This is a genomic window from Parabacteroides vesiculifaciens, from assembly GCF_049860805.1.
GTDB lineage: Bacteria > Bacteroidota > Bacteroidia > Bacteroidales > Tannerellaceae > Parabacteroides.
Genome location: NZ_CP187555.1, coordinates 4,402,895 through 4,426,245, shown reverse-complemented (window position 1 = coordinate 4,426,245; position 23,351 = coordinate 4,402,895). Strand labels below are relative to the sequence as shown.

Here is a 23,351-nt window from a genome sequence, read left to right as displayed (position 1 = left end):
TTTTCATAACTTTATACACGAGGGTAATGGTAAAAACGAGGGTAATGACCATGACCATCATATATAAAGTTTACAAAAGTGCATTTTTACGTCCACCACGTCCACCCCAACCCTCAAAGCTGATGAAACAAATCCGGATCACCAGTACTTGTATCAACCTGTTTATCTGATAAATAAACATCATTTTCCATTTCACTTCCTTCCTCGGTATCATCCCCCGATATCCCCATCTGACATGCTTTCACCTGTTCAAAAGTTAGCTCAACTACGGCAAAAAGGCGCCTTCCCTTCCGTATTTTGTACTCAAATCCGTCCCTTATCAACAGTTTTCCGATGTTATTTGTGTTCGTTCCGGTCACCGAGACACGTGCGTAGAGGCTGATTTTAGCCATTATTTCGCTACTTGACAGAAAAAGTGGAACGTCAAAACGTTCGGGACGGCGGAAATAGGTATAGAAAAGCTCCTCCTCCGGGCTGCTCTGCTGGAAAGCTTCGTTGTTTGCGTTCAGTTCCGTGATGTCGGTATCGGAGAACCAAAATTTGAAACCGCTCCGATATAACGCCAACGCCTCGGCATAAACACCGGCATGATCGACAGGCGCACTGTAGTCGATGACCTGTGCCTCGAAACACAGGAAACGGCGCGACCCGGTGCGGTCGGTCAACACCTGGCTGTCATTGACCGTCGCGACAAACGAGGCACGGCGCACGTACACCTCCGCATTGCGGGCATACGCCCGGCGTTCACGTACCGCATCCTTCGTAATCATCGCTTTCAAACGGTTCAACTCCATGCGGCTCTGTCCCGAAAGCTCATCGAGGATGATCATAAAACAGTCGGAGAGCAGTAACGAGGCATCTTTGGACGACGGATCGAGATTGCCCGAATAGACATATTCGGAAAGGGCAGGAGGAACCAGATGGCGGCACCAGGTCGTCTTACCGATCCCCTGCTCACCGCTAAGCAACAGAACGGAATGGTTCTCCTGCCCGTCATCGATGGCACAAGCGACAGCCGCCACCAGCCACTTACGGAGGCAGGAGGTCCAAAATTCCGGTTTATCCGTCCGCACCGTGGCCGCCAGACGGGCTATATGGTCTGTCACGCCGTCCCATGCCGGCAGCTCTTCGAAATAGGCCGTGAAAGGATTGTACTCCTTGCTGAAATCGGAATGTACGACTGCATGCACTTCGTTTTGCTTGACGGGACATCCTTCCAGCTGGAGGTTGCTCCAGACAGAGTTCTCCCAGTAGTCCGTCACAGGCAGGTAGCAGTAGCCTTTCGTCTTCTTCCGCCGATACTCCACCAGACCGCGCACGACATTCTTACGGAGATGGAAATACCGGGAAAGGTATTCGCGTACGCGTTCCACCTTCTTCTCACGGCACCCGCCGTCGTTGTCCTTTCCCTGCTCATCGGCGTGCGCATAAGCGCTTTCCACAGCCTGACGCAACTCCCCGGCAGGCAGATCGCCGAAGTTAGTCCGGCAATAGCCGTCCGTCTCTTCTTTTGGAAGCCCGAGGCGGTTGCAATGGCAGGCGAAGAGATAGACATAGTTGTTGCGGCTCCCGTCCACGTATTTGTATTTGCGCGAGGTAAGCCGTCTTGCCCGTGTAAAAGCGTCACTCCCGGCCGTCAAAGGTTTGTCGGGCGGTGTGGAAGGTAGGACGGGAATATCGCCCGGCAGTTCCCCGCCGCCGTTCAGCCACGCTTCGTAACGGGAAGAGAGATACAGATCACTATCGTGCGAAACAAAGCACAGCCGCCCGGCATCGCTGCCTGAAGCGTCGATTTCGACTCCCAACCGTCTTTCGTAATAGCTTTTCATCCAATCATAGGCACTACGGTGATTCGCGGGGACAGGGTCCAATCCGGTAGCATTATAGACAATCACTTTCAGGCCGTTGCCGCTCGGGCTACGAAAACAGGCCACCGTATAAGGTTCTCCTTCGATCAGTAGCCGGAGGCCTGCGATACGTTCGGGTTGAAGCCCGTCCAGGTCGAGGACCTGCAACGGATTGTAGCCGGTCAGGAAATCTTTCGTACGCCTACCCTTGTAGGTGGCCGAGACGGTAAAGGCCGGTAGCCCTTTCTTGATCCGTTCGGCCCCTTCCTTGTCTCCTTCAGACAGTTTTTGGCGTAGCTCCTGGATAGGCTGGGCGTAACTGCCTTCGCGGATATCGGTTAACACTTTTACCAAAGGCGAATCTCCTAAGTAATTCTTGAACGAAGCGAAAATACTTGCTTGTACCATGATAATAAATTGTATTTGTGTATGTAATGCCGGTTCGTCCGGCATTTTCCTAAAGGTACGGAATTTCATATCTTCATCTCACCCTTTTTTCGCTATATTAGTAAAAAAGGGATACAGGTCACTCTTCCGATAGAAAACGTTTGGCGGCGTCCAACAAACTGACGAATTTGATATACTCCCGGGCATCTTCACTCTGTATTTTTATCACGCTGTCAATAACCCTGAGTAGGGCTTCCCGGTTGTTTTTCCCGTTCACTTTGCAATGGTTGCTGCGAAGCAGCGGTTCCAGGAGTTTAAGAAACTCCTGCGTCGATCCGGTAAAGACAATCAGTTCTTCATGCACCATATCTTCTTCCCAGACGGCATGTTCGAGAAGACGGCAGAAATGATTACAATATTTTTCGAGTTCGTGTAGTTGTTTGCCTACCTGCCGGGTAGATTCTCCCAATACTTGGGCTCCCTTGTTCAATTCGGAAGCCGGAATTTTTTTTTCATGTGTCGTAAATTTATATGTTTGTAAATATTGATTTCCCTCAATTTTCCATTTTCAACTTTCAATTTTCCATTAACAAAGCGAAGCCCCGGAAGTGAAACACCTCCGGGGCTTGTTTTTCGTATGCCCTCCTCCTTCACAGGGGTACTGGCTACTTGAACTTTTAAATTCAATATACTTTAGTATTATTAATATTAAATCTGGCCGCTCGTTCACCTGTCGCAGGATACTTAAAACTTTCGTTTTGCGCGGTCAAACATTTTAGAATTATTGATTATAATATCCTTAGTTATTTAACGATAGCTTTAACAGCTTCTTCACCTTCGACAGCTACTACGACTACACCGGCAGGAGCAGCGATAACAGCGTTGTCGGAAGTCAGAACCGTATTGGCTACTACCTGGCCCAGAATGTTGCTGATAACAACTTTCTTACCCTGAGCACCAGCGATTGTTACCTGACCTTCGCCAGCGATAACGGCTACTTCAGATGTTGCGATTGCTTCGTTGCTTGTCGGAGCTTCGGCTGCATTGACAGTGAAAGCAAGACCTGAATAAGGAGAAATTCCAGCTAAATTCAGTATACCGTTTGTCTGTGCCAGATATTTCTTGTTCTTAACATTCTGGATCTTATATTCACCCTTAGTTGAAGTGCTTGCAAATGCAAATGTTGCATAGTTGTCTGCCAATTTCAACTTAGCGTCTTTTTCATTCGCTTTTGTTGCGTAAACCAACAGAGAGTCACGACCAGCTTCACCGAATTGTTTAGCTTTGATGAATTCTACAGAAGATCCATCCTTGCTTGACATATACATAGCCTGTCCGTCTGCTACAGCTTCAGCATCCAAACCACGAGTTGTCAGGATATAGAACAACGGTTTTTCACCTTTCTGGTTATCCATGTTGGCAGTATCGATGAACATAGCGAAGTCTGATTCAACAAAAGCATCAGCTTTCAGTTCTGTTTCAGCTTTCAATACACCCTGTTTTTTATCATTCATAGAAATAGCCAATGTGGTATTACGGGCAGAAGCGATTCTATTATGAGAAGGAGTTGCTTTGATAGGATCTACAAATGCTGCATCGTCCGGTAATTCCAGAGTGAAGTAACCCATAGGAGCTGCATCAAACGGTGTTAAGATTAAAGAAGCACCTGAACCGGCAACATTGATCTGGCCCATACGTAAGCTATCGACCTTGTAGTATGCCAAATGAGAAGGATCACCTTTACTTCCTTCAGGATTATGATAAGCCGTATCAGCCAAAATCAACTGATATTGTTCATCTGCATTCATTCTAAACAAAACCGGAGTTGAAATAGAGTCAACCTTTGCATAGCCAACTTTATCATCATACTTTTTAGAAGCACTGTTATCAAGAGTTCTAATTTCAAATGTCTTGCTTGTTGTATTATAAGTCAGAACTTTTGAATCATCATTTACAGCATATAAATGATATGCAGAACGTTTCAAATCTTTATTGCCATATTCTACAGCAGCATATGTTTTCTCACCTGCTTTACTACCGGAAGCAACAGTATCTGTTGCAGCAGCGCGTAAGCTAAATTCCATTGCATCGGCAGCATCAGCATCGGCAACAGTCAGTTTACCGGTTGAAGTTGCTACAACATACAAATTATCACCACCAAATGCGGTATTGAATTTCAGTTTGGCAGTATAGTTTGCAAGCTCATCATCAGTAAAGTGCTTGTAACCCAGATATTCATCATCTGCTACAGTTAATTTTTTAATGATATAAATATCATCTTCGCCCTGTACTTTATATTCATCAGCCTTATCAGTCGTATAGATATATACTTTCGCTGCACCATTATTAAATGCATTACCTCCATTTTCACGGTTTACTACAGCATAATAACCGTTTCTACCGTCAATAGCGAACTGAGTTGCAGGAACTAAAGCACTTGCTGTAGCCGCTGTCGTAAATGCAGGCTCCGTAGCAGCCGATTCTTTAGTAGCAACCAAAGCAGCAGCCAGATAAGCTCCGTCTTTTACCCGGATAGAATAAACACCTTTTTCCAGTGTAGCTAATTTACCTTCTGCTGTAGAAATTGTAGCATAAGTATCAGCTACAGCCTTAGACAATGTAGTAGAGTCAACTACGGTAAACAGACCCGGATTACCTGTACCTGTTCTTGCGATAGCAAAATAACCGACTGAGTCAACCTGTGCATCTTTGTAATATTTACCAGCAGAAGGAGTTTTGTATGTACTATTTTGCTTTAATTCGAAAATAGACGGGATAGAATCTACTTTCACAGTAAAGCCTTCAGCTCCGACTTTAGCTACATTCTTATAAATATAAAAACGATAGTTAGCCGGATGGCGACCTTCTGCAACCTGAATATTAGCACCTTCGTCAAAGCTTAAATCTGCTGCTGCATCAGGCAAAGTATAACCAGTCTGAATGTATTGATTTTTTTCATACAGTTTTTGCGCATCTTTTGCAGGAGTATTCCACAAACAAGTTACACTATCGGAAGCAATTTTTAAACCACGACCGCCGATAGAGTCATTGAATGCCGTACCAGTATTAAAGACTGTATCCACTACCAGAAATACATGTTTGTTCTTCAATGCTGTTTTACCATCATTTGCAAACTGTCCACCGTCAGCAGCTTCTCTGGTATTTTCTTTAGTAGCACCACTTACTTGCAGATAAACACCTGAAGTTTCAGAACCCACTTTCGCCTGATATGCGATCAATGTAGCACCTTTAATAAAGTCTGCGCTATTATCAGTTACTGCATCCAGGACATTTAATTTGAATGAACCGTTACCAATTGCATTCAATTCTTTTGCTGATAACAACTTTTGAGCCGGAGTATATACCTCAGCTGTTCCATAAGTTTTACCTGATTCCCATTTTACAAATTCGGCTTTTCCAGTTGACTTGATGTCCAACACATACTTTGTTCTTGCATCATCATAGCAAATCAAGTTCTTAGAATTGTCAAAAGCAAATGAAGAGATAGCGCCATCTGCATCTTCAGCGACCCATTCTGCTGCAGCTTTATCCTTATTATACTTAACAGCTAAAACTTTACCAGTAAGTTTGTTTGTAAACTTAAAGGACTTCACATTATTGGAAATAGTGATAGTTGGTTCCCACAACGCAGAGTCGGTAGAAGCAACATATACTTCTGCATCTGCTGAAGAAGAACTAATAGGACGAGCTTGCAGATAAACTTTCTTATCCGTTGCATCAGTAAGGAAACTCAAATGCTTACCACCTGTAGTTCCTAAATGATAATAAAAACCTTCTTCCACCTTTTCAGAAGCTACTTCTGAAGCAGCAACATCCTGGAAACGTTGTGGATTGGCAATCTGGGCCATTCCAGTTGAAGAAAGTCCACCGGCTACCAGTGCGGCAGCCAAAAGAGTAGAAAATCTCTTGTTCATAATTTAATAATTTAATTAGTAATAAAACCTATTTGTTATATAATGTATACAACCTCGATAAATGTTAACGTATGTATTTTGAAATCAAAAACGTACGTTTTTTTTAGTCATTTTTGGCGGGGCTGGCGGAGGTTTGTGACAAAAATACGCATACTTTTTAAACCTGCAACCCTTTTCTCAAAGAAAATTTCCTTTTCTATATTCTTTCTTATCAATTAGATAGCTTATCAAGTACAAACATACCGTCTTTTTATCACAAACCTCCGCCAGCCCCGCCAAAAATGACTAAAAAAAACGTACGTTTTTTTTAGTCATTTTGATTTCAGTACCTATTTATTTTATATCCAATCATTTACAATCACAAAACAAGCCATTTTCACCCCTTAAAAACAGCCTTTTTAGTCATTTCCTATAGATAGCCATATAAATCTCACCCATAACAATTTACGCCCTTTTATTCAAGTAATACTACAAGTATAAAAACGTTGTTTTTGAGAAAACATCGAAAAAAAGGGGTAAAAACAGAAAAAACACCCTTCCCTACATCCGAGAGCAATAGTGCAGTTTGAAAACGACAATCATTCGAAATAGTGCAGTTTAAGGAATTGAATGGTTATCTTTGCGGCGGACATCCAAAAACATACCATCATGAACATCAACAAATATGTGCAGATTGGTTGCTACAAGAATAAAAACAATTGTCTAAGAACAACAGTCATTCCTCAAAAACACATTAACAATATGGAATTTTACACCCGCATCACCATCCCGAAAGCCCCGTTTACATTTTCCTATACGGAGCAGACAGTTTTGCTTGGTTCCTGCTTTGCCGAGAATATCGGAAAGAAGTTGGAGGAAAATAAGTTCAAGACCGACCTGAATCCGTTCGGAACGCTCTATAATCCTTCTTCCATAGTCGAAGCGATCCGTATGTTGCTTCGTCCGGAGCGGTTCACAGGGGATGATCTTTTTCAACATGAAGGGATTTACCATAGCTTCAGCCATCACAGCCGTTTTTCCTCACCTTCGGAAATAGAATGCTTAGCAAATATCAACGGGAGGCTGTTCAGTTCAGCCGACACGATACGGGAAGCCCGGCGGATGATCCTTACCTTCGGCACGGCATGGGTCTACAGGTTGAAAAGTTCGGGAAAGATCGTTTCCAACTGCCACAAGCTACCGGAAAAGATGTTCGACCGCAACATACTTACTGTCGGGGAGATCGTGACGGAATGGAAAAGCCTGCTCCTGTCGCTTTGGGAACAGAATCCGGAGCTGAAGATACTCTTCACCGTCAGCCCGATCCGCCATTGGAAAGACGGGGCGCACGGCAACCAGCTCAGTAAAGCCACTCTCCTACTTGCCATCGACGCGCTGCAAAAGGAATTCCCGGAACACACCGCCTATTTCCCGGCTTACGAAATCATGATGGACGAATTGAGGGACTATCGTTTCTATGCCGACGATATGCTGCACCCATCCCCCGCTGCGATCGAATATATCTGGGAACGATTCACAGGCAGTATGCTTTCACCTGATTCACTGTCAATTATTAAAGAATGGAAGGATATCCAAAAGGCCATTAACCATAAGCCGTTTCAACCGGAAAGCGAAGCCTATAAACGATTCATCTCGCAAACTTTGTTAAAGATGGAACGACTTAACGAGAAATTCCCTTACTTTGATATGACAAATGAAGTCGAAATGATTAAAAAGAAGTTCTAAACCTAATTATAGAGAAAAGAATGGAATATTCAATTAAAGAAATCGCCGGGATAATCGGAGCTGACGCCAAGAAATTACATGATGCTCCTGTCAGTATCTTGCTTACCGACAGCCGCCGTCTTTCATTCCCGGAACAAAGTCTATTCTTTGCCCTCCAGACAAAGACCAACGACGGGCATAATTATATACAAGGATTATATAAGTTACGTGTACGCAATTTCGTAGTCAGCACTGTTTTACCGGAGTTCGAATCGATGCCTGAAGCGAACTTCCTGGTCGTCAAAGATACGCTGAAAGCGCTCCAGAAGTTGGCAGCCCATCACCGGAAACGTTTCAATATTCCGGTAATCGGTATTACGGGAAGCAACGGGAAAACGATTGTAAAAGAGTTTCTCTATCAATTATTGCATAACGAATTTAACATCGTCCGCTCGCCCCGTAGCTACAACTCGCAATTGGGGGTTCCGCTGTCGGTATGGCAGATGAGCGACAAGAATACATTAGGCATTTTCGAAGCCGGCATTTCCCAGCCGGACGAAATGGAACGCCTGCAGCCGATCATCGCACCGACCATCGGCGTGGTCACGAATATAGGGGAAGCGCATCAGGAGAACTTTATCTCTTCCACACAGAAATGCTTGGAAAAGCTGACCTTGTTCAACGACTGCGAAGCGATCATTTATGACGGCGACGACGCCTTTATCTCCAACTGCATCGAGTCGGCCTGCCTGTCCCACAAGGCGATCACCTGGAGCCGGACGGACTCGGAAGCACCTTTGTACATCGAATCGATCAAGAAACTGGAATCCGAGACCATCATCCGCTGCACGCTTTTAGGTTTCGACCGGACATACACGATCCCTTTCACCGACGATGCTTCTATTGAAAACGTCATCCATTGCATGGCTGTGATGTTGTATCTGAAGCCGACGAGTGTGAACGACGTCGAAAAGTTCAAGCGCCTCGAACCGGTCGCCATGCGTCTGGATGTAAAGCAGGGTATCAACAACTGCCTGTTGATAAACGATACCTACAATTCGGATATCAACTCTTTGGATATCGCCCTCGACTTCCAGCAGAGCCGCCGCGTAGAAAAGGACCTGAAATGCACGTTGATCCTTTCGGATATCCTGCAATCGGGAACGCTGCCGAAGTCGCTGTACAAGAAAGTCGCGGACCTGGTGCGCAGAAAGAAGATCGACCGCATCATCGGTATCGGCCGCGACCTGAAAGAATACGGGGGTGTCTTCGATATCGAAAAGGAGTTTTATCTGACAACGGAGGAGTTCATCAAGTCTCCGTCCTTCAAAAAGTTCAAAGACGAATTGATCCTGATAAAAGGCTCCCGCCAATTCCATTTCGAACGTATTTCCGAACTGTTGGAGAAGAAAGTGCATGAGACGATCTTAGAAGTGAACCTGGATGCCGTTGTCCATAACTTCAACTACTACCGCTCAAAACTGAAGCCGGAGACTAAAATGGTCTGTATGGTTAAGGCTTTCGGATATGGTGCCGGTTCTTACGAACTGGCAAAGACTTTACAGGAACACCGTTGTGATTACCTGGCTGTAGCTGTTGCCGATGAAGGGGCGGAACTGCGCAAGGAAGGCATCTCGATCCCGCTTATCGTCATGAATCCGGAATTCAGCAGCTTCAATGTCTTGTTCGAAAACCAGTTGGAGCCGGAAGTGTACAGTTTCCGCCTGCTCGACGCGATGATAAAAGAAACGGAACGCAGGGGCATTACCTCCTATCCGATCCATATCAAGATCGACACGGGCATGCACCGCCTGGGTTTCCAACCGGAAGATGTACCGGAGATTTGCCGACGCCTGAAAGAACAAAGCGGCGTGGTTGCCCGCTCCGTATTCTCGCATCTCGTAGGCAGCGACTCCTATATCTTCGACGATTTCACGAAAAAACAATTAGATACGTTCACCCGCGCGGCAGCAGAACTGGAAGCGGGGCTGGAATATAAGGTGATCAAGCATATCCTGAATTCGGCCGGAATCGAACGGTTCACCGATTATCAGATGGACATGGTGCGTCTCGGCATCGGTCTGTATGGGGTCAGCGCCTCCGGCCAGAAAGGGTTACGCAATATCAGCACGCTGAAGACGACTATCTTGCAGATTCAAAACGTTCCGGCAGGCGATTCTATCGGTTACAGCCGGATGAGCTATGTAAAACGCGATTCCCGCATTGCGATTATCCCGATCGGTTATGCCGACGGCCTGGATCGCCATTTCAGCAATGGTGGTGGCGAAGTAGTGATTAACGGGCGCCGTTGCCCGATCATCGGTAATATCTGCATGGATGCTTGCATGATCGACGTCACCGATATCGACGCACGTGAAGGAGACACCGTCATTATCTTCGGCGAAGAATTACCCGTCAGCGAACTTTCGGACAAGCTGAAGACCATTCCGTACGAGATTCTGACCTCTATCTCGCCGAGGGTAAAAAGGGTGTATTACCGGGAATAATTGCGTATCTTGCACATTTTGTGTACTTTTGTGCCGTAACATATTAAAATAAAAGGTATGAGTCATAATTTATTGAAAGGCAAGCGAGGCATTATATTCGGGGCACTGAATGATATGTCTATCGCCTGGAAGGTGGCTGAAAGAGCCGTAGAAGAAGGAGCAACGATCACACTGAGCAATACGCCTATCGCCGTTCGTATGGGACAGGTGGACGCTTTGGCTGAGAAGTTGCACGCCGAGGTTATTCCGGCGGATGCTACGAGCGTTGAAGATTTGGAAACAGTTTTCTCTAAATCAGTAGAAATATTAGGTGGTAAGATAGATTTCGTTTTACATTCCATCGGCATGAGCCCGAACGTGCGTAAGAAACGTACTTACGACGATCTGGACTACGACATGCTGGAAAAGACGCTGGATATCTCCGCACTCTCTTTCCACAAGATGTTGCAGGTTGCCAAAAAGCAAGATGCGATTGCCGAATACGGTTCGGTAATCGCCCTCTCTTATGTAGCAGCACAGCGTACATTCTTCGGTTACAACGACATGGCAGATGCCAAGAGCCTGCTGGAATCTATAGCACGCAGCTTCGGTTACATCTATGGCCGTGAAAAGAACGTGCGTATCAATACCATCTCCCAGTCGCCGACGCTGACTACAGCCGGCAGCGGTGTGAAAGGGATGGACCACCTGTTGGATTTCGCCGAAAAGATGAGTCCGCTGGGCAATGCCACAGCCGACGAATGTGCAGACTATTGCGTTATGATGTTCTCAGACCTCACCCGCAAAGTCACGATGCAGAACCTCTACCACGACGGTGGTTTCTCGAGCATGGGCATGAGCCTTCGCGCCATGAACCAGTACAGCAAAGGTTTGGAAGAATATACCGACGAAAACGGACACGTTATTTACGGCTAAAGCCGTAAATAAGTTGGAAGTGGAAAGGTGAAAGTGCAAAGTTAACTTCGTGTTCTCTCAAACTTTCAGCTTTCAACTTTCAACTTTCAACTCATAATGCTATGCTTGTAAGAATATACCCCGAAAATCCCAATCCCAGGGAAATAGACAAGGTGGTCAATATCATGCGCGACGGTGGTCTGGTGATCTACCCGACCGACACCGTTTATGCCATCGGTTGTGACGCATTGAATGTACGTGCAGTCGAAAAGATCTGCCAGATGAAGGGTGTCAACCCGCAAAAAAGCAATCTCTCCATTATCTGTTATGATCTTTCCAACCTGAGCGAATATGCCAAAGTGAGCAATGCCGCCTTCAAGCTGATGAAGAAGAACCTGCCGGGCGCCTTTACCTTCATCCTGCCTACCAGCAGCGAACTGCCCAAGATCTATAAGAACAGAAAAGAGGTGGGTATACGCGTACCGGACAATGCTATCATCCGCACACTTGTACAGGAATTAGGGAATCCGATCCTGACCATGTCCCTGCACGATGAAGACGATATCATCGAATACAGCACCGATCCCGAACTGATCGAAGAAAAGTATGAAAACCAGGTGGACATCGTCGTCGACGGTGGTTATGGTGGCACGGAGGCCTCGACCGTCATCGACTGCACGACAGACGACTTTGAAATCATCCGCCAGGGAAAAGGAGAATTAATCTATTAAGCAAACAAAACAAGATGAACTGGAACCAATTACTCTCCGGCAAACGCTTCGGAATGGAGGAATATCACGAACGCAGACATGAACGCACCGATTTTCAGCGGGATTACGACCGCCTGATCTTCTCCTCCCCTTTCCGCCGTTTGCAGAACAAGACGCAGGTTTTCCCCCTGCCGGGCAGTATCTTCGTGCACAACCGTTTGACACATAGCCTGGAAGTTTCCTGCGTAGGACGCTCATTAGGCAATAATGTCGCCAAAGGCCTGATGCAGAAATATCCCGACGGAAGCGTCAATTTCCCGGAAATAGGTTCCATCGTCTCCGCTGCCTGCCTTGCCCACGATATGGGTAACCCGCCGTTCGGACATTCCGGGGAGCGGGCAATCTCCGCCTACTTCGCCGAAGGAAACGGAAAAAAGTTACAGGAAAAGATTCTCGAAGAAGGAGGTCGCTATGAAGACTTCCTCCATTTCGAAGGGAATGCAAATGCCATGCGTCTGCTTACCCACCAGTTCATCGGACGCCGCAAAGGAGGATTTGCCCTGACATACAGCACGCTTGCTTCCATCATCAAATATCCGTATTCTTCTGTTTATGCCGGGAAGAAAGGGAAGTTCGGCTTCTTCCAGTCGGAAGAGGGAGATTACCTGCGTATTGCCGACGAGTTAGGAATTTGCCGGAACCCGGAAGATGCAAACAAGTTCGTCCGTTATCCGCTTGTCTATTTGGTGGAAGCCGCCGACGATATCTGCTACCAGATCATGGATATCGAGGATGCCTGCAAACTACATATCCTGACTACGGAAGAGGCCATAAGGCTGCTCCTCAACTTCTTCGAAGGGGAACGCCTCGACCATATCGTCCGCGTCATGAAGATGGTGGACGATACCAACGAACAGATCGCTTACCTCCGCTCCTGCATCATCGGACTTTTAGTAGACGAATGCTCCCGAATCTTCCTCGAGAATGAAGAAGGAATCCTGAACGGGACATACAACACTCCACTTATCGACAACATCTGCGATCAGGCAAAGACCGCCTACGAAACCTGTTCAAAAACCGCTTATAAAAAGATATACCGCGCCAAAGAAGTCCTGGACATCGAACTGGCCGGTTACCACATCTTCAGCCACCTGATCGACACGCTGACGGAGGCCGTCATGAACCAGAATCATGCCTACAGCAAGCTCCTGCTGCAACGCATTCCGGAGCAGTACGACACGAACGCTCCGACCGTTTACGGCAAGGTACAATGCGTCCTCGATTATATATCGGGGATGACAGATGTATATGCGTTGGATTTATACCGCAAGATCACAGGGATGAGCCTGCCGGCAGTCTAATATTCTTCCCTGTATTTGCTCTCCTGCTTATCTTCGAGAATGCTCAGGTAACTTTTATACCGCGATTCGCTGATATAATGCTCTTCCACCGCACGCAATACGGCACAGCCCGGCTCGTGGCGGTGCGAGCAATTGTTGAATTTGCAATCGGCGGAGAATTTGAATATTTCGGGGAAGTAATGGGCGATTTCCGCCCCTTCCATCTCGATCGTGCCGAAGCCTTTGATACCCGGAGTGTCGATCAGGTAACCGCCATCCGGCAGAGGAATCATTTCGGAAAAGGTGGTGGTGTGCATCCCCTTGTTATGGTATTCGGAAATATCGCCGGTGCGAAGGTTGACTCCGGGAACCAGTTTATTGATAATGGTCGATTTCCCTACGCCGGAATGTCCGGATAATAATGTTATTTTCCCTCTGAGGTCTTCTTTCAGTTCGTCCAAGCCTTCTTCGGAACGGGCACAGAGCTTGGAACAGGGATAACCGATCGTCGTGTACAGGTTGGTCAGGGCGTCCAACATCTCGAGATCACCGGTGTTATAGCGGTCTATTTTGTTGAATACCAACTTCACGGGGACACGATAAGCCTCGGCGGTCGCGAGAAAACGATCGATAAAAACGGTGGTGGTAATCGGATAGTTGACCGTCACAATCAGCATCGCCTGGTCCACATTCGCGGCAATGATATGCGACTGTTTAGAGAGATTGGAGGCACGACGGATAATGTAATTCTTCCGCTCTTCGATCTCGGTGATAAAGGCAGTTCCTTCGGCATTGATATCGATATCGACCCGGTCACCGACCGCAACAGGATTGGTGGTGCGGATATCTTTCAGACGAAAATTTCCTTTAACCTTACTTTCTATGTCGCGACCATCATCGGTGCGTACGGTATACCAGCTACCCGTGTTCTTAATAACCAAACCCCTCATGTTAATTGAAAGTTGAAAGTTGAAAGTTAAAAGTTAAAAGGAGGAAAGAAACGGTTTATTCCGCCACTTTCAACTTTTAACTCTCAACTTTCAACTCGTTATACTGTCATTATTTCTTTTTCTTTTGCTGCGTAAAGTTCATCTACTTTCTTGATATACTTATCATGAACCTTCTGAACTTCTGCTTCTGCATCTTTTTCCACATCCTCAGGAGTCCCTTCGGTCTTGATGCTCTTCTTCAATTGTTCGATTGCATCGCGACGGGCGTTACGGACACTGATCTTGGCAGTTTCCGCTTCCTGTTTGGACTGTTTAGCCAACTGGCGACGGCGCTCTTCCGTCAGAGGAGGAATACCCAAACGGATCACTTCACCATTGTTTTCAGGAGTGATGCCGACATCGGAATCCATGATTCCCTTTTCAATATCCTTGATAATCTTCTTCTCCCACGGGGTGATCATGATCGTTCTTGCATCCGGTACAGTTACGGTAGCCACATTTGCCAAAGGAACAGGAGCACCGTAATACATTACTCTCACGCAATCCAAGATTTTCGGATTCGCCTTACCGGCACGGATATGAGACAACTGTTCGTCAAGATATTCGATCGCGAAAGTCATCTTCTCTTCTGCCGCCTTTACATACTGTTTTATATCTGCCATAAGTGATTGTATATTTTTGTTTTCTTTGTTTGTTAGGCAAACAAAAATAGTAAAGTTTTTCTTTTTGGCAAACTGTTTATGGAAATATGTTATTTCTAAACCGTCCGGGCTACTTCAACTTCGTAAAAAGGAAAAGCAGATAAAGCACCCCGACTGCCAGAACCAACAGTGCACCTGTCTGCGAATGGATCGCATCAGAGGCAAACCCCATCAGGAGCGGGAAGATCGTCCCACCGAAAAGCCCCATAATCATCAAGCCGGAAACTTCGTTCTGGCGTTGGGGCATCGACAATAAAGCCTGGGAGAAAAGGATGGAGAACACATTCGAATTGCCGTATCCGACCAGGGCGATGCTGACATACAGCAGCACTTTGCTGTCGAACAAAAGGAAGCCTGCCATCGAAGCAACCATCAATACGACACTGACCATGAAGAACTTCTTCGGCGACCAATGCGCCAGGATCAGTGAACCTGTCAGGCAACCGATCGTACGGAAAATGAAATAAAGACTCGTTGCAAACGCCGCCGCATGTATATCCATCCCCAAGCGCTCCATCAGGATTTTAGGGGCGGTGGTATTCGTTCCGACATCTATGCCGACATGACACATGATACCGATAAACATCAACAGGATAAACGGATTACCCAACAAAGCGATACATTCGGAAAATGTAGACGGCTTGCCTTCAGGCGCCTCCTCCTCAATATGGGTTACCCCCAACAGGAAGATCGCAATGACCGCTATCACCATATAGATCGGGAACAGGACACGCCAGCCCAACCCCAGGGAAGGGATCGCCGCGGTTGCTCCCCACATGGCGATATAAGGCGCCAGGAAAGAAGCGATCGCCTTGACAAACTGCCCGAAAGTCAAGCTGCTTGCCAGCTTATTCCCGGTAATAATATTTGAAAGAAGAGGGTTCAAAGAGGTCTGCATCAAAGCATTTCCGATACCCAGCAAAGAGAAGGAGACCAACATCGCCATATAGCCATCGCCAAAGCACGGGATCAGCAACGACACGAAAGTAACGAGCAGGCTCAGCATTACCGTCTTTTTCCGCCCGATCTTATTCATCAACATTCCCGTCGGGACGGAGAAGATCAGGAACCAGAAGAACACTAAGGAAGGAAAGATATTCGCTTCGGAGTCTGTCAATCCTAAATCCAGTTTCACATAGTTGGAGGCAATCCCTACCAAATCCACGAATCCCATCGTGAAGAAAACAAGCATCACCGGAATCAACTTTACATATAAACCCTTCTCTTTCATAATCAGTCTTTATTAGGATAAGCAGGCCATGCACCCTCTTTCGTACAGACGAAGGCAGCCGTCTCGACAGCAGCCTGATGGGCTTCGCGCAGGGATTTGCCGGTTAATATGGAGTAGACGAATGCACCGGAGAAAGAATCTCCCGCCCCGACCGTGTCGGCAACCTCGATTTTGGGAGTAGGGATCGTCGACTTATCGTCCGCCGTATAGATGGAACTGTAACGGCTTCCGGCCGTAAGGATCATATAGCGCAGGTCGTGACGCTCGATCAGCTGGCGGCAAGCCGTATCTTCATCCTCCGAAAGGGAGAACATTTCACGTACCAGATCGAGTTCCTCATCATTGATCTTAAACACGTTCGCCTTATCCAGCAGGCTGTTGATCAATTCCTTTGAATAGTAAGACTGACGGATATTGATGTCGAAGAACCGGAGAGCCTCTTCGCGGGCATAGGAAAGCAGCGTGTGGATCGTCGTACGCGATTCGAGCGAACGTTGTGCCAATGTGCCGAAGCAGATGGCGTCTGCCTTCTTTACCAGGTTAATAGCTTCCTGAGTCAAGGGGATATGGTCCCAGGCAACACCTTCGATAATCGTATAGGTCGGAATGCCGTCTTTCAGTTCCACCATCACACTTCCGGTAGGATATTCGATTGTTTCCAATGAATAGCAGATACCGTTCTTATCCAGTTCCCGGACGATCTCCGTCCCGAACACGTCGTTGCCGACTGCACTGATCGCATACCCTTCGGCTCCCTGTTGGGTAGCATGATATACGAAATTGATCGGAGCGCCTCCGGCACGTTTTCCTGTCGGCAGAACATCCCACAGGAGTTCACCGATACCGACAACTACAGGTTTACTATCTTTCATTATTTACTTGTTTTATATTTTTAAAATTACTCCCAGATGGATCGGAACGTGTATACTTCCATCTCTTTTACTTCGATATTATTTCCAAAAAAATGGAACCCTTCCCTGTTCTTCAAGTCCGGCCAACGCTCCATCGAATAAGAATAAGCTCCATCATCAATATAAACTTCAACAGAAGTCTTATCCAAGATAATATCGGCCGTGATTTCCATACTTGTCATGTCTTCGGGCGAATAGAACACACCATTGATCCGGTTGTAATTCATATCGTAATCCAGTAATGACTGCCCGAACAGGTTCAGGCCGGCATTTGTGGCATGAGACAATTTGAGGGTTGTACGGATACGCAATGTACCTGCATCCTTATACTGCCGAAGCAGTTCATCGGCTTTATCTGCCGTCAGCTCTCTCCACTTTCCGACTGAGGTCTGCAAGCGGTCAAGTTCTTCGATCGGTTTACTAAACAGGCGAATGCCGTCTTTCGTCGTTCTCAAAGACAACTCCGTCGGGAATAACATCATCCCGTTAAAAGGCATTCCCGGATGAGAGATACGCCCCCAACCGATCTGAATACGACGGCCATCCGACTCAGGTATATTCGTAAACGTTTGGGCTGCATAGATAGAACCGGTCGAATAGTAATATTTGCCGGATTCAGGTGTAAATTTCTTTCCGTCAAACGCACCCAACATATAAGTCCCGGAAGCACCGTACATCACCCATTTAGTATTGTCCTTATTCCCATCGACAGGGAGTTCGAACAATTCAGGACACTCCCAAAAACCGGTAATATGGCTTTCGAACGTCCAGTCTTTCAAATTGTCAGAGTTATATATGGAATGTCCGTCGCGCTCATTCAGCACCATAACCCATTTACCTGAAGGTTTATGCCAAAAGACTTTCGGATCGCGAGTATCCTTACTGTTCCATTTGGCCTTAGAATCGATCACCGGATTGCCCTTATATTTTGTCCAAGTGCGTCCTTTATCCAGGCTATAGGCTATACATTGCACCTGCTTTTCCGGGTTGTCTGCTGTATAAATAGCCACCATCGCCGGAATACCATTCTTTCCGAAGCCGGAAGTATTATCATAGTCTATCACTGCCGAACCGGAAAACATCGTACCGTGTTCGTCGGGATACAGGGCGATCGGCAGCTCTTCCCAATGTATCAAATCATTGCTTACTGCATGCCCCCAATGCATATTCCCCCAGTCGCGTTCATACGGATTATGTTGGTAGAACAAGTGATATTCACCGTCATAATACAGCAATCCATTAGGATCGTTGTTCCATCCTCTACGTTGAGTATAGTGGATTTGCGGACGGTTGGTTTCTTTATACAAGCTATCTTGTCCGGCTATTTCATCCGCTTGATAAATCTTGTTTATACCTGTTTTATTCCCAGTATAAGATATTTTTATCTCTTTGTTCTTCAAGGCAGACATATCGCAAAACACCCAATAGTCCGGTTTTCCCGAGGCCAAACGAATCTCAAACACCCGCTCTTGCCGCCCTCCCACATCAAATGTCATCAGAGCCCGGTCTACCTGATGCGAAACCGGCAGATTGAGGTATCTCTTCGTTATTTTCATTGTCAGGTCTTGCGCGCTCAAGGTGAAGATACAACCCACCAGGGCACTCGCAAGCACCCCTATACGTTTGTTATTCATTTCAGCATTAATTATGCACCAACGTTCCGATGTTTTCACCGCTCATCACCTTTTTCAGGTTGCCGTTGGTGTCCATGTCGAAGACAATGATCGGGAGGTTGTTTTCCTTGCACATCGTGGTGGCCGTCAGGTCCATGACCTTGAGGCCGCGAGTATAGATTTCATCATAGGTGATATCCGAGAACTTGGTGGCCGTCGGATCTTTCTCCGGATCGGCAGTATAAATACCGTCTACGCGGGTACCCTTCAGCATCACATCCGCTTCGATCTCGATGCCGCGCAGGGAAGAGCCCGTATCAGTCGTAAAGAACGGATTGCCTGTGCCGCCCGACATGATCACGACATTGCCCTGTTCAAGCAATTCGATCGCCCGCCATTTATTATAGAACTCGCCGACCGGCTCCATGCGGATAGCTGTCAGCACTTTGGCTTTCACCCCCTGGGCGACAAGGGCAGAACTCAACGCCAGACTGTTGATAACCGTTGCCAACATCCCCATCTGGTCGCCTTTCACACGGTCGAAGCCTTTGGAAGCCCCGCTCAGGCCGCGGAAGATGTTACCGCCACCGATCACAATCCCGATCTGGACACCCATTTCGGCAATCTCCTTGATCTGTGACGCATATTCATTCAGACGAACTTCGTCTATACCATATTGTTTACCTCCCATAAGCGATTCACCGCTTAACTTCAACAGGATACGTTTGTACTGAGCCATATTGTCTTGATTTGTTTGATTGTTATATCCACAAAAATAGAGCATTTCACCGACTTGAACAATAACATCCTCCTAAAATACCCGATTTGAACTTTTTTCGCCATCATTCGCAAAGTGCCGTCCCCTGTAAATATAACGGTTTCATACACAAAACGAAGCCCCGAAGATGTCGAACACCTTCGGGGCTTGTTTTGCGTATGCCTTCGTCCTTCACAGGGAAAAGGCCACTTGAACTTTATTTCAATACTTTAGTATTATTAATATTAGACCGCTTGTTCGCCTGTCGCAGGGTAATTGCCGTTTGGCACGCGATCTGCATTTTAGAATTATTTGATTATATTTTTCGTGTACGTGTGTAGAGATGCACAGCCGTGCATCTCTACGTATGTAACACATTTATTATTTTACGATTGTCTTAACAGCTTCTTCACCTGCAACAGCCACGATAACTACGCCCTGGGGAGCAGCGATAGACGCATTGTCAGAAGTGATAACTGTATTGGCAACTACCTGACCTAAGATGTTGCTGATAACAACTTTCTTGCCCTGGGCACCAGCGATTGTTACCTGGCCTTCACCGGCGATAACCGTTACAGCAGATGCAGAAGATTCGATTTCTTCATTTGCAACGTTATTGCCAGCTTCATCTTTCAATGTATAGAAAGCAGCTTCAGTTGTTGCAACGACGAAACCGTTCAGATAAGTAAGATACAATTCGGTTGCAGGGTTGTAGATAGCATATTCTTCTGCATTATCCATGTTTACACGGAATGCGAAAAGAGCCTTGTTATCATAGTTCAACCACTGAGACTGCATTTGTTCTACTGTTGCATTGTCTGCAATTTCACCGGCCTTCAACGTATCGGCAGCAACCGGATTAACACGGTTCACGATCAAAGTATCGTTGATGTGCTTAGCATCTACCATCTGAAGTTTTGCGTATGTATTATAATTATAGGTATAACCATACTTCAAATCGTTAGCTCTTGAAATATCCAAAGAGTCGTGCATCATGAACAGGAACTTACCGGAAACTGTATCATTTACCAACGGAGTCGGACATACATGGTCTTTACCATTGTCATGGATGTGAGCAACAGGAACAGAGTCACCACGAACAGCATCATAAGTGATGTAATACAACGGCATTGTGTTACCCGGACGATTTACGTAAGCAGTATCCAACTTGAAGTCGAATGCAGCCTTTTCGTATTCAGCACCACCGGCTTTCAGTTCTGTTACACCTTCATACAAGAAGTCGTCAGCCCCCTTAGCTAATTTCCAACCTAAGTTTTCAACAGAGTGGAAATTTACTTTAACCAAAGTAGTATCAGTATTGCCCAATACTTCAGCGAAGATACGGTTAGCCGGTTCTGTCAGCTCGAATGCATGACGCAGGTCGCTATCCAATGCTACACGTACGGCGTTTCCGTTCTGACTGTCGATAGCCAATTTTTCTGGAGTAGAACCATACAAAACATCGTACGGAACCAATGCTATATTGCCTCCAGCTATTTTTGTAATAACAAACCGATACTCATAGCCAAGAGAATATTGTTCTGCCCAAGCTTCACCTATCTGTTTAGTCGTAAAACGATATACTTTCTTCTCTGTATCATAAGCCAAGAAGTAACGACCAACTTTGATAGCATAAGGAACAACTGTTAGCTGATGATCAACAACACCTATTTTGATTGTATCACTATAGAGATTTAAGAAACGAACCTCAGCCGCATTATCTTTATTACCAACAGCAACCGTCATTGTAGAATCAGCATCCTGCTGTACATAAGCTTCGTCACCCAACAAGTCACTGATGAAGCGCAGGCTGAATACTTTGTTCATCTGTTCTTCTTTCGTGATAACACGGTAACCGTCGAACGGAGACAAAGTCTTAGCGTCGATCTTAACCATCTTAATCGTATCAGCCTTAGAACCGTAAGTGTACAGGTTTTCTTTAGCATCAACAACATACAACTGGACGTCTGTCAAAGCAGTTCCAACTGTTCCAGAAACAGAAGCATTTGCTTTCGCACCCGTTTCGCGGTTTGCAAATGAATAAACATTGACGTTATCTTTCTTCAAAGCAACCCACTGATGAGACGGAAGAGTCTGATCCAATTTATCTGTCTTCACGAACAACTGAGTGAATCTGTTCTCCATATTGTCGATAATCAACGCTTTTCCAAAATCAGGGTTAACCGTTTTCTTATCTGCCTTAGTTTTGTTCATATCGTAGATTACATAAACATCACCTGAAGTAAACTGGGCAATCTCTGTGTCGATCAGTTCCCATGTCGGGAATTCGGAAGGAGTAATAGACGGAGTTTTAGTAGCATCACCACTATAACGAGTAGTCAGAACTGTCTTGTTACCGAATTTCTTAACGATAATTTCTTCGTTAGCATTTGCGTTTACATCGATAGGAGCAGCATCTTGTGCAAAGTAGTCACCTGTTACTTTCGGTGTATTCTTTGCAATTACAGTGATAGAGTCTTTAACGAAAGATGCTTTGATATCGAATTTGTAAGTCTCTACATTGCGAGTCCAATCAGCAGGAGCACCAACTGCAGGCAGTGTATCCAAAGCCAACTTGTAGTTCTGAGCATTAGGCACATCATAGTAGAAAGTATCGACAGTCAGATACAAGTCACGACCTGTTTTTTCCTGTTTTGCACCAATAGCTTTCAAATAACCTTGAGAAGTATATTCCCAATTGTAAGCAGCCAACAGGTTATCTTCACCTTCAGATACATTCTTTGCAAACTTGAAGCTCGGCTTTTCATAACCAAGAGCGTCTTCGATGTTTGTTGCAGAAACGTTTATATCTAAACTGGAAACTTTATAACCATCTATTGAATACAACACATGAGAACCGGATTGAACAAGCGTACCGATTCCTGTTGAAGCATTATAATTTACCTGTAACTTTGCTAAAGTTATCGCAGATGCTAAAGCCGCATCATACTCGACTTCCAATACTTCAACAACGCCAGAAGTAATATCTTTAGCTAATACGTATACAGTTTTAGGAGTATCATCTGTCGCGGATACACGAGAAGCAACTACATAAGGGACATATCCATAAGACGTAGAAGCACTAACACCAGCTGTAGTCAAATAGGCTGCAGGCAGTACCCACTTGTTCAATGCTCCATTTGTCTTCAAAAAAGCTGTTGCCTTTTTTCCTGCTGCAGGTTTTGCAAATGCAAACTTGCCGACCTTACTTGTAAAAGTAAACCCATATTCAAATGTTGCGGTTCCGTTATAATCCAAAGCTGTCTTTTCATAGTCCAGCTTGAATAACAAAGAGTCAATATGAGCTTTTGAACGGCCAGCCACAGGAGTACTTGCATAAATCAAACTATCCTTGTGAGAATTTGCCGTCCAAGCACCTGTAAAATCAATCTGCCAAGAAGCATCATAATTCAAATACACCACATCTCCTGCAGTCAAAGCTGCAACTGATGCCGCAGGCTTGGTCGTCACCGGAACCTGCTGCGCATTAACAGACACTGCACCCATCAGTGCAACACCTGCCAAAAGAGTAGAAAATCTTTTGTTCATAATCATTAAAAATTAATTGTTAATAAAATAGTGTTTAAAAATCCAACAACTAATTTCACGAAGGAGAGAACAACTCCCCGCGAGTGATTATGAACGGGCATAAAAAAACGCGGGCCAATTGTCTATTATCTAATTAGAGGCTCTGCAAAGCCCGTACACCAATAATAGAACAATAGCCCGCGCCTTATACGATATAAAACAATCTTCCCATAAGAATGGTAGATGAACTTATACGTAACCAGCGCAAGCATTTACTGTCCATTATTCCAGTGTACTTAAAAATTTTGCAGATTTCTAACTAAGAATAATCTTCGT

General features: G+C 45.7%; 15 protein-coding genes. 5 read left to right on the top strand and 10 right to left on the bottom strand.

Features of this window, described 5'->3' with window-relative positions; translation table 11 throughout:
• Positions 1–113: 113 nt before the first annotated feature.
• The 3 genes from ACPYIV_RS17475 to ACPYIV_RS17465 all read right to left on the bottom strand — a co-directional run bounded on the left by ACPYIV_RS17475 (position 114) and on the right by ACPYIV_RS17465 (position 6,169).
• Positions 114–2,255, bottom strand: a complete 2,142-nt coding sequence (locus ACPYIV_RS17475; protein ID WP_425884286.1) for a VapE domain-containing protein — start codon at positions 2,253–2,255, stop codon at positions 114–116.
• 118 nt (positions 2,256–2,373) lie between these two features.
• Complete coding sequence (locus tag ACPYIV_RS17470) at positions 2,374–2,724, bottom strand: hypothetical protein (protein ID WP_293739428.1); 351 nt, start codon at positions 2,722–2,724, stop codon at positions 2,374–2,376.
• A 313-nt stretch (positions 2,725–3,037) separates the two neighbouring features.
• Positions 3,038–6,169: a DUF6383 domain-containing protein gene (locus ACPYIV_RS17465; RefSeq protein ID WP_425884284.1), complete on the bottom strand. Its 3,132-nt coding sequence runs from the start codon at positions 6,167–6,169 to the stop codon at positions 3,038–3,040.
• 741 nt (positions 6,170–6,910) lie between these two features.
• On the opposite strand from ACPYIV_RS17465, the gene ACPYIV_RS17460 reads away from it, so the two are divergent.
• From ACPYIV_RS17460 to dgt, 5 genes are all read left to right on the top strand, one after another.
• Entirely contained in the window at positions 6,911–7,894 is a 984-nt protein-coding gene (locus tag ACPYIV_RS17460; protein WP_425884282.1) for a GSCFA domain-containing protein, read from the top strand.
• A gap of 20 nt (positions 7,895–7,914) precedes the next feature.
• On the top strand, positions 7,915–10,380 hold the full coding sequence (locus tag ACPYIV_RS17455; protein ID WP_293739430.1) for a bifunctional UDP-N-acetylmuramoyl-tripeptide:D-alanyl-D-alanine ligase/alanine racemase: 2,466 nt from the start codon (positions 7,915–7,917) through the stop codon (positions 10,378–10,380).
• A gap of 57 nt (positions 10,381–10,437) precedes the next feature.
• Entirely contained in the window at positions 10,438–11,295 is an 858-nt protein-coding gene (locus tag ACPYIV_RS17450; protein ID WP_425884279.1) for an enoyl-ACP reductase FabI, read from the top strand.
• A 101-nt stretch (positions 11,296–11,396) separates the two neighbouring features.
• Positions 11,397–12,005, top strand: a complete 609-nt coding sequence (locus ACPYIV_RS17445) for an L-threonylcarbamoyladenylate synthase (protein WP_425884277.1) — start codon at positions 11,397–11,399, stop codon at positions 12,003–12,005.
• A 14-nt stretch (positions 12,006–12,019) separates the two neighbouring features.
• Positions 12,020–13,345 carry a dGTP triphosphohydrolase gene (dgt, locus tag ACPYIV_RS17440; RefSeq protein ID WP_425884275.1) on the top strand — a complete coding sequence of 442 codons (1,326 nt, stop codon included), beginning with the start codon at positions 12,020–12,022 and terminating at the stop codon, positions 13,343–13,345.
• Here dgt and rsgA read toward each other — a convergent pair.
• The 7 genes from rsgA to ACPYIV_RS17405 all read right to left on the bottom strand — a co-directional run bounded on the left by rsgA (position 13,342) and on the right by ACPYIV_RS17405 (position 23,036).
• On the bottom strand, positions 13,342–14,274 hold the full coding sequence (rsgA, locus tag ACPYIV_RS17435) for a ribosome small subunit-dependent GTPase A (RefSeq protein ID WP_425884273.1): 933 nt from the start codon (positions 14,272–14,274) through the stop codon (positions 13,342–13,344). The two genes, dgt and rsgA, sit on opposite strands and share 4 nt — an antisense overlap.
• A 98-nt stretch (positions 14,275–14,372) precedes the next feature.
• Positions 14,373–14,936: a ribosome recycling factor gene (frr, locus tag ACPYIV_RS17430; RefSeq protein ID WP_293731935.1), complete on the bottom strand. Its 564-nt coding sequence runs from the start codon at positions 14,934–14,936 to the stop codon at positions 14,373–14,375.
• 109 nt (positions 14,937–15,045) lie between these two features.
• The gene (locus ACPYIV_RS17425) at positions 15,046–16,206 is read right to left on the bottom strand and encodes an MFS transporter (RefSeq protein WP_425884271.1); all 1,161 of its coding nucleotides are present in this window, start codon (positions 16,204–16,206) and stop codon (positions 15,046–15,048) included.
• Between the two features lie 2 nt (positions 16,207–16,208).
• Positions 16,209–17,078: a carbohydrate kinase family protein gene (locus ACPYIV_RS17420; protein ID WP_425884269.1), complete on the bottom strand. Its 870-nt coding sequence runs from the start codon at positions 17,076–17,078 to the stop codon at positions 16,209–16,211.
• A gap of 26 nt (positions 17,079–17,104) precedes the next feature.
• Positions 17,105–18,751, bottom strand: a complete 1,647-nt coding sequence (locus ACPYIV_RS17415; protein ID WP_425884267.1) for a DUF4980 domain-containing protein — start codon at positions 18,749–18,751, stop codon at positions 17,105–17,107.
• Positions 18,752–18,758: 7 nt separating this feature from the next.
• Positions 18,759–19,469: a UMP kinase gene (gene pyrH / locus ACPYIV_RS17410; RefSeq protein WP_293739435.1), complete on the bottom strand. Its 711-nt coding sequence runs from the start codon at positions 19,467–19,469 to the stop codon at positions 18,759–18,761.
• Positions 19,470–19,868: 399 nt separating this feature from the next.
• Positions 19,869–23,036: a DUF6383 domain-containing protein gene (locus tag ACPYIV_RS17405; protein WP_425884264.1), complete on the bottom strand. Its 3,168-nt coding sequence runs from the start codon at positions 23,034–23,036 to the stop codon at positions 19,869–19,871.
• Between the last annotated feature and the right edge of the window lie 315 nt (positions 23,037–23,351).

Coding starts and splice junctions, on each gene's coding strand:
- ACPYIV_RS17460 (WP_425884282.1), top strand. CDS start 6,911: ATGGAATTTTACACCCGCATCACCATCCCGAAAGCCCCGTTTACATTT.
- rsgA (WP_425884273.1), bottom strand. CDS start 14,274: ATGAGGGGTTTGGTTATTAAGAACACGGGTAGCTGGTATACCGTACGC.
- ACPYIV_RS17445 (WP_425884277.1), top strand. CDS start 11,397: ATGCTTGTAAGAATATACCCCGAAAATCCCAATCCCAGGGAAATAGAC.
- ACPYIV_RS17405 (WP_425884264.1), bottom strand. CDS start 23,036: ATGAACAAAAGATTTTCTACTCTTTTGGCAGGTGTTGCACTGATGGGT.
- dgt (WP_425884275.1), top strand. CDS start 12,020: ATGAACTGGAACCAATTACTCTCCGGCAAACGCTTCGGAATGGAGGAA.
- frr (WP_293731935.1), bottom strand. CDS start 14,936: ATGGCAGATATAAAACAGTATGTAAAGGCGGCAGAAGAGAAGATGACT.
- ACPYIV_RS17425 (WP_425884271.1), bottom strand. CDS start 16,206: ATGAAAGAGAAGGGTTTATATGTAAAGTTGATTCCGGTGATGCTTGTT.
- pyrH (WP_293739435.1), bottom strand. CDS start 19,469: ATGGCTCAGTACAAACGTATCCTGTTGAAGTTAAGCGGTGAATCGCTT.
- ACPYIV_RS17475 (WP_425884286.1), bottom strand. CDS start 2,255: ATGGTACAAGCAAGTATTTTCGCTTCGTTCAAGAATTACTTAGGAGAT.
- ACPYIV_RS17450 (WP_425884279.1), top strand. CDS start 10,438: ATGAGTCATAATTTATTGAAAGGCAAGCGAGGCATTATATTCGGGGCA.
- ACPYIV_RS17465 (WP_425884284.1), bottom strand. CDS start 6,169: ATGAACAAGAGATTTTCTACTCTTTTGGCTGCCGCACTGGTAGCCGGT.
- ACPYIV_RS17455 (WP_293739430.1), top strand. CDS start 7,915: ATGGAATATTCAATTAAAGAAATCGCCGGGATAATCGGAGCTGACGCC.
- ACPYIV_RS17415 (WP_425884267.1), bottom strand. CDS start 18,751: ATGAATAACAAACGTATAGGGGTGCTTGCGAGTGCCCTGGTGGGTTGT.
- ACPYIV_RS17420 (WP_425884269.1), bottom strand. CDS start 17,078: ATGAAAGATAGTAAACCTGTAGTTGTCGGTATCGGTGAACTCCTGTGG.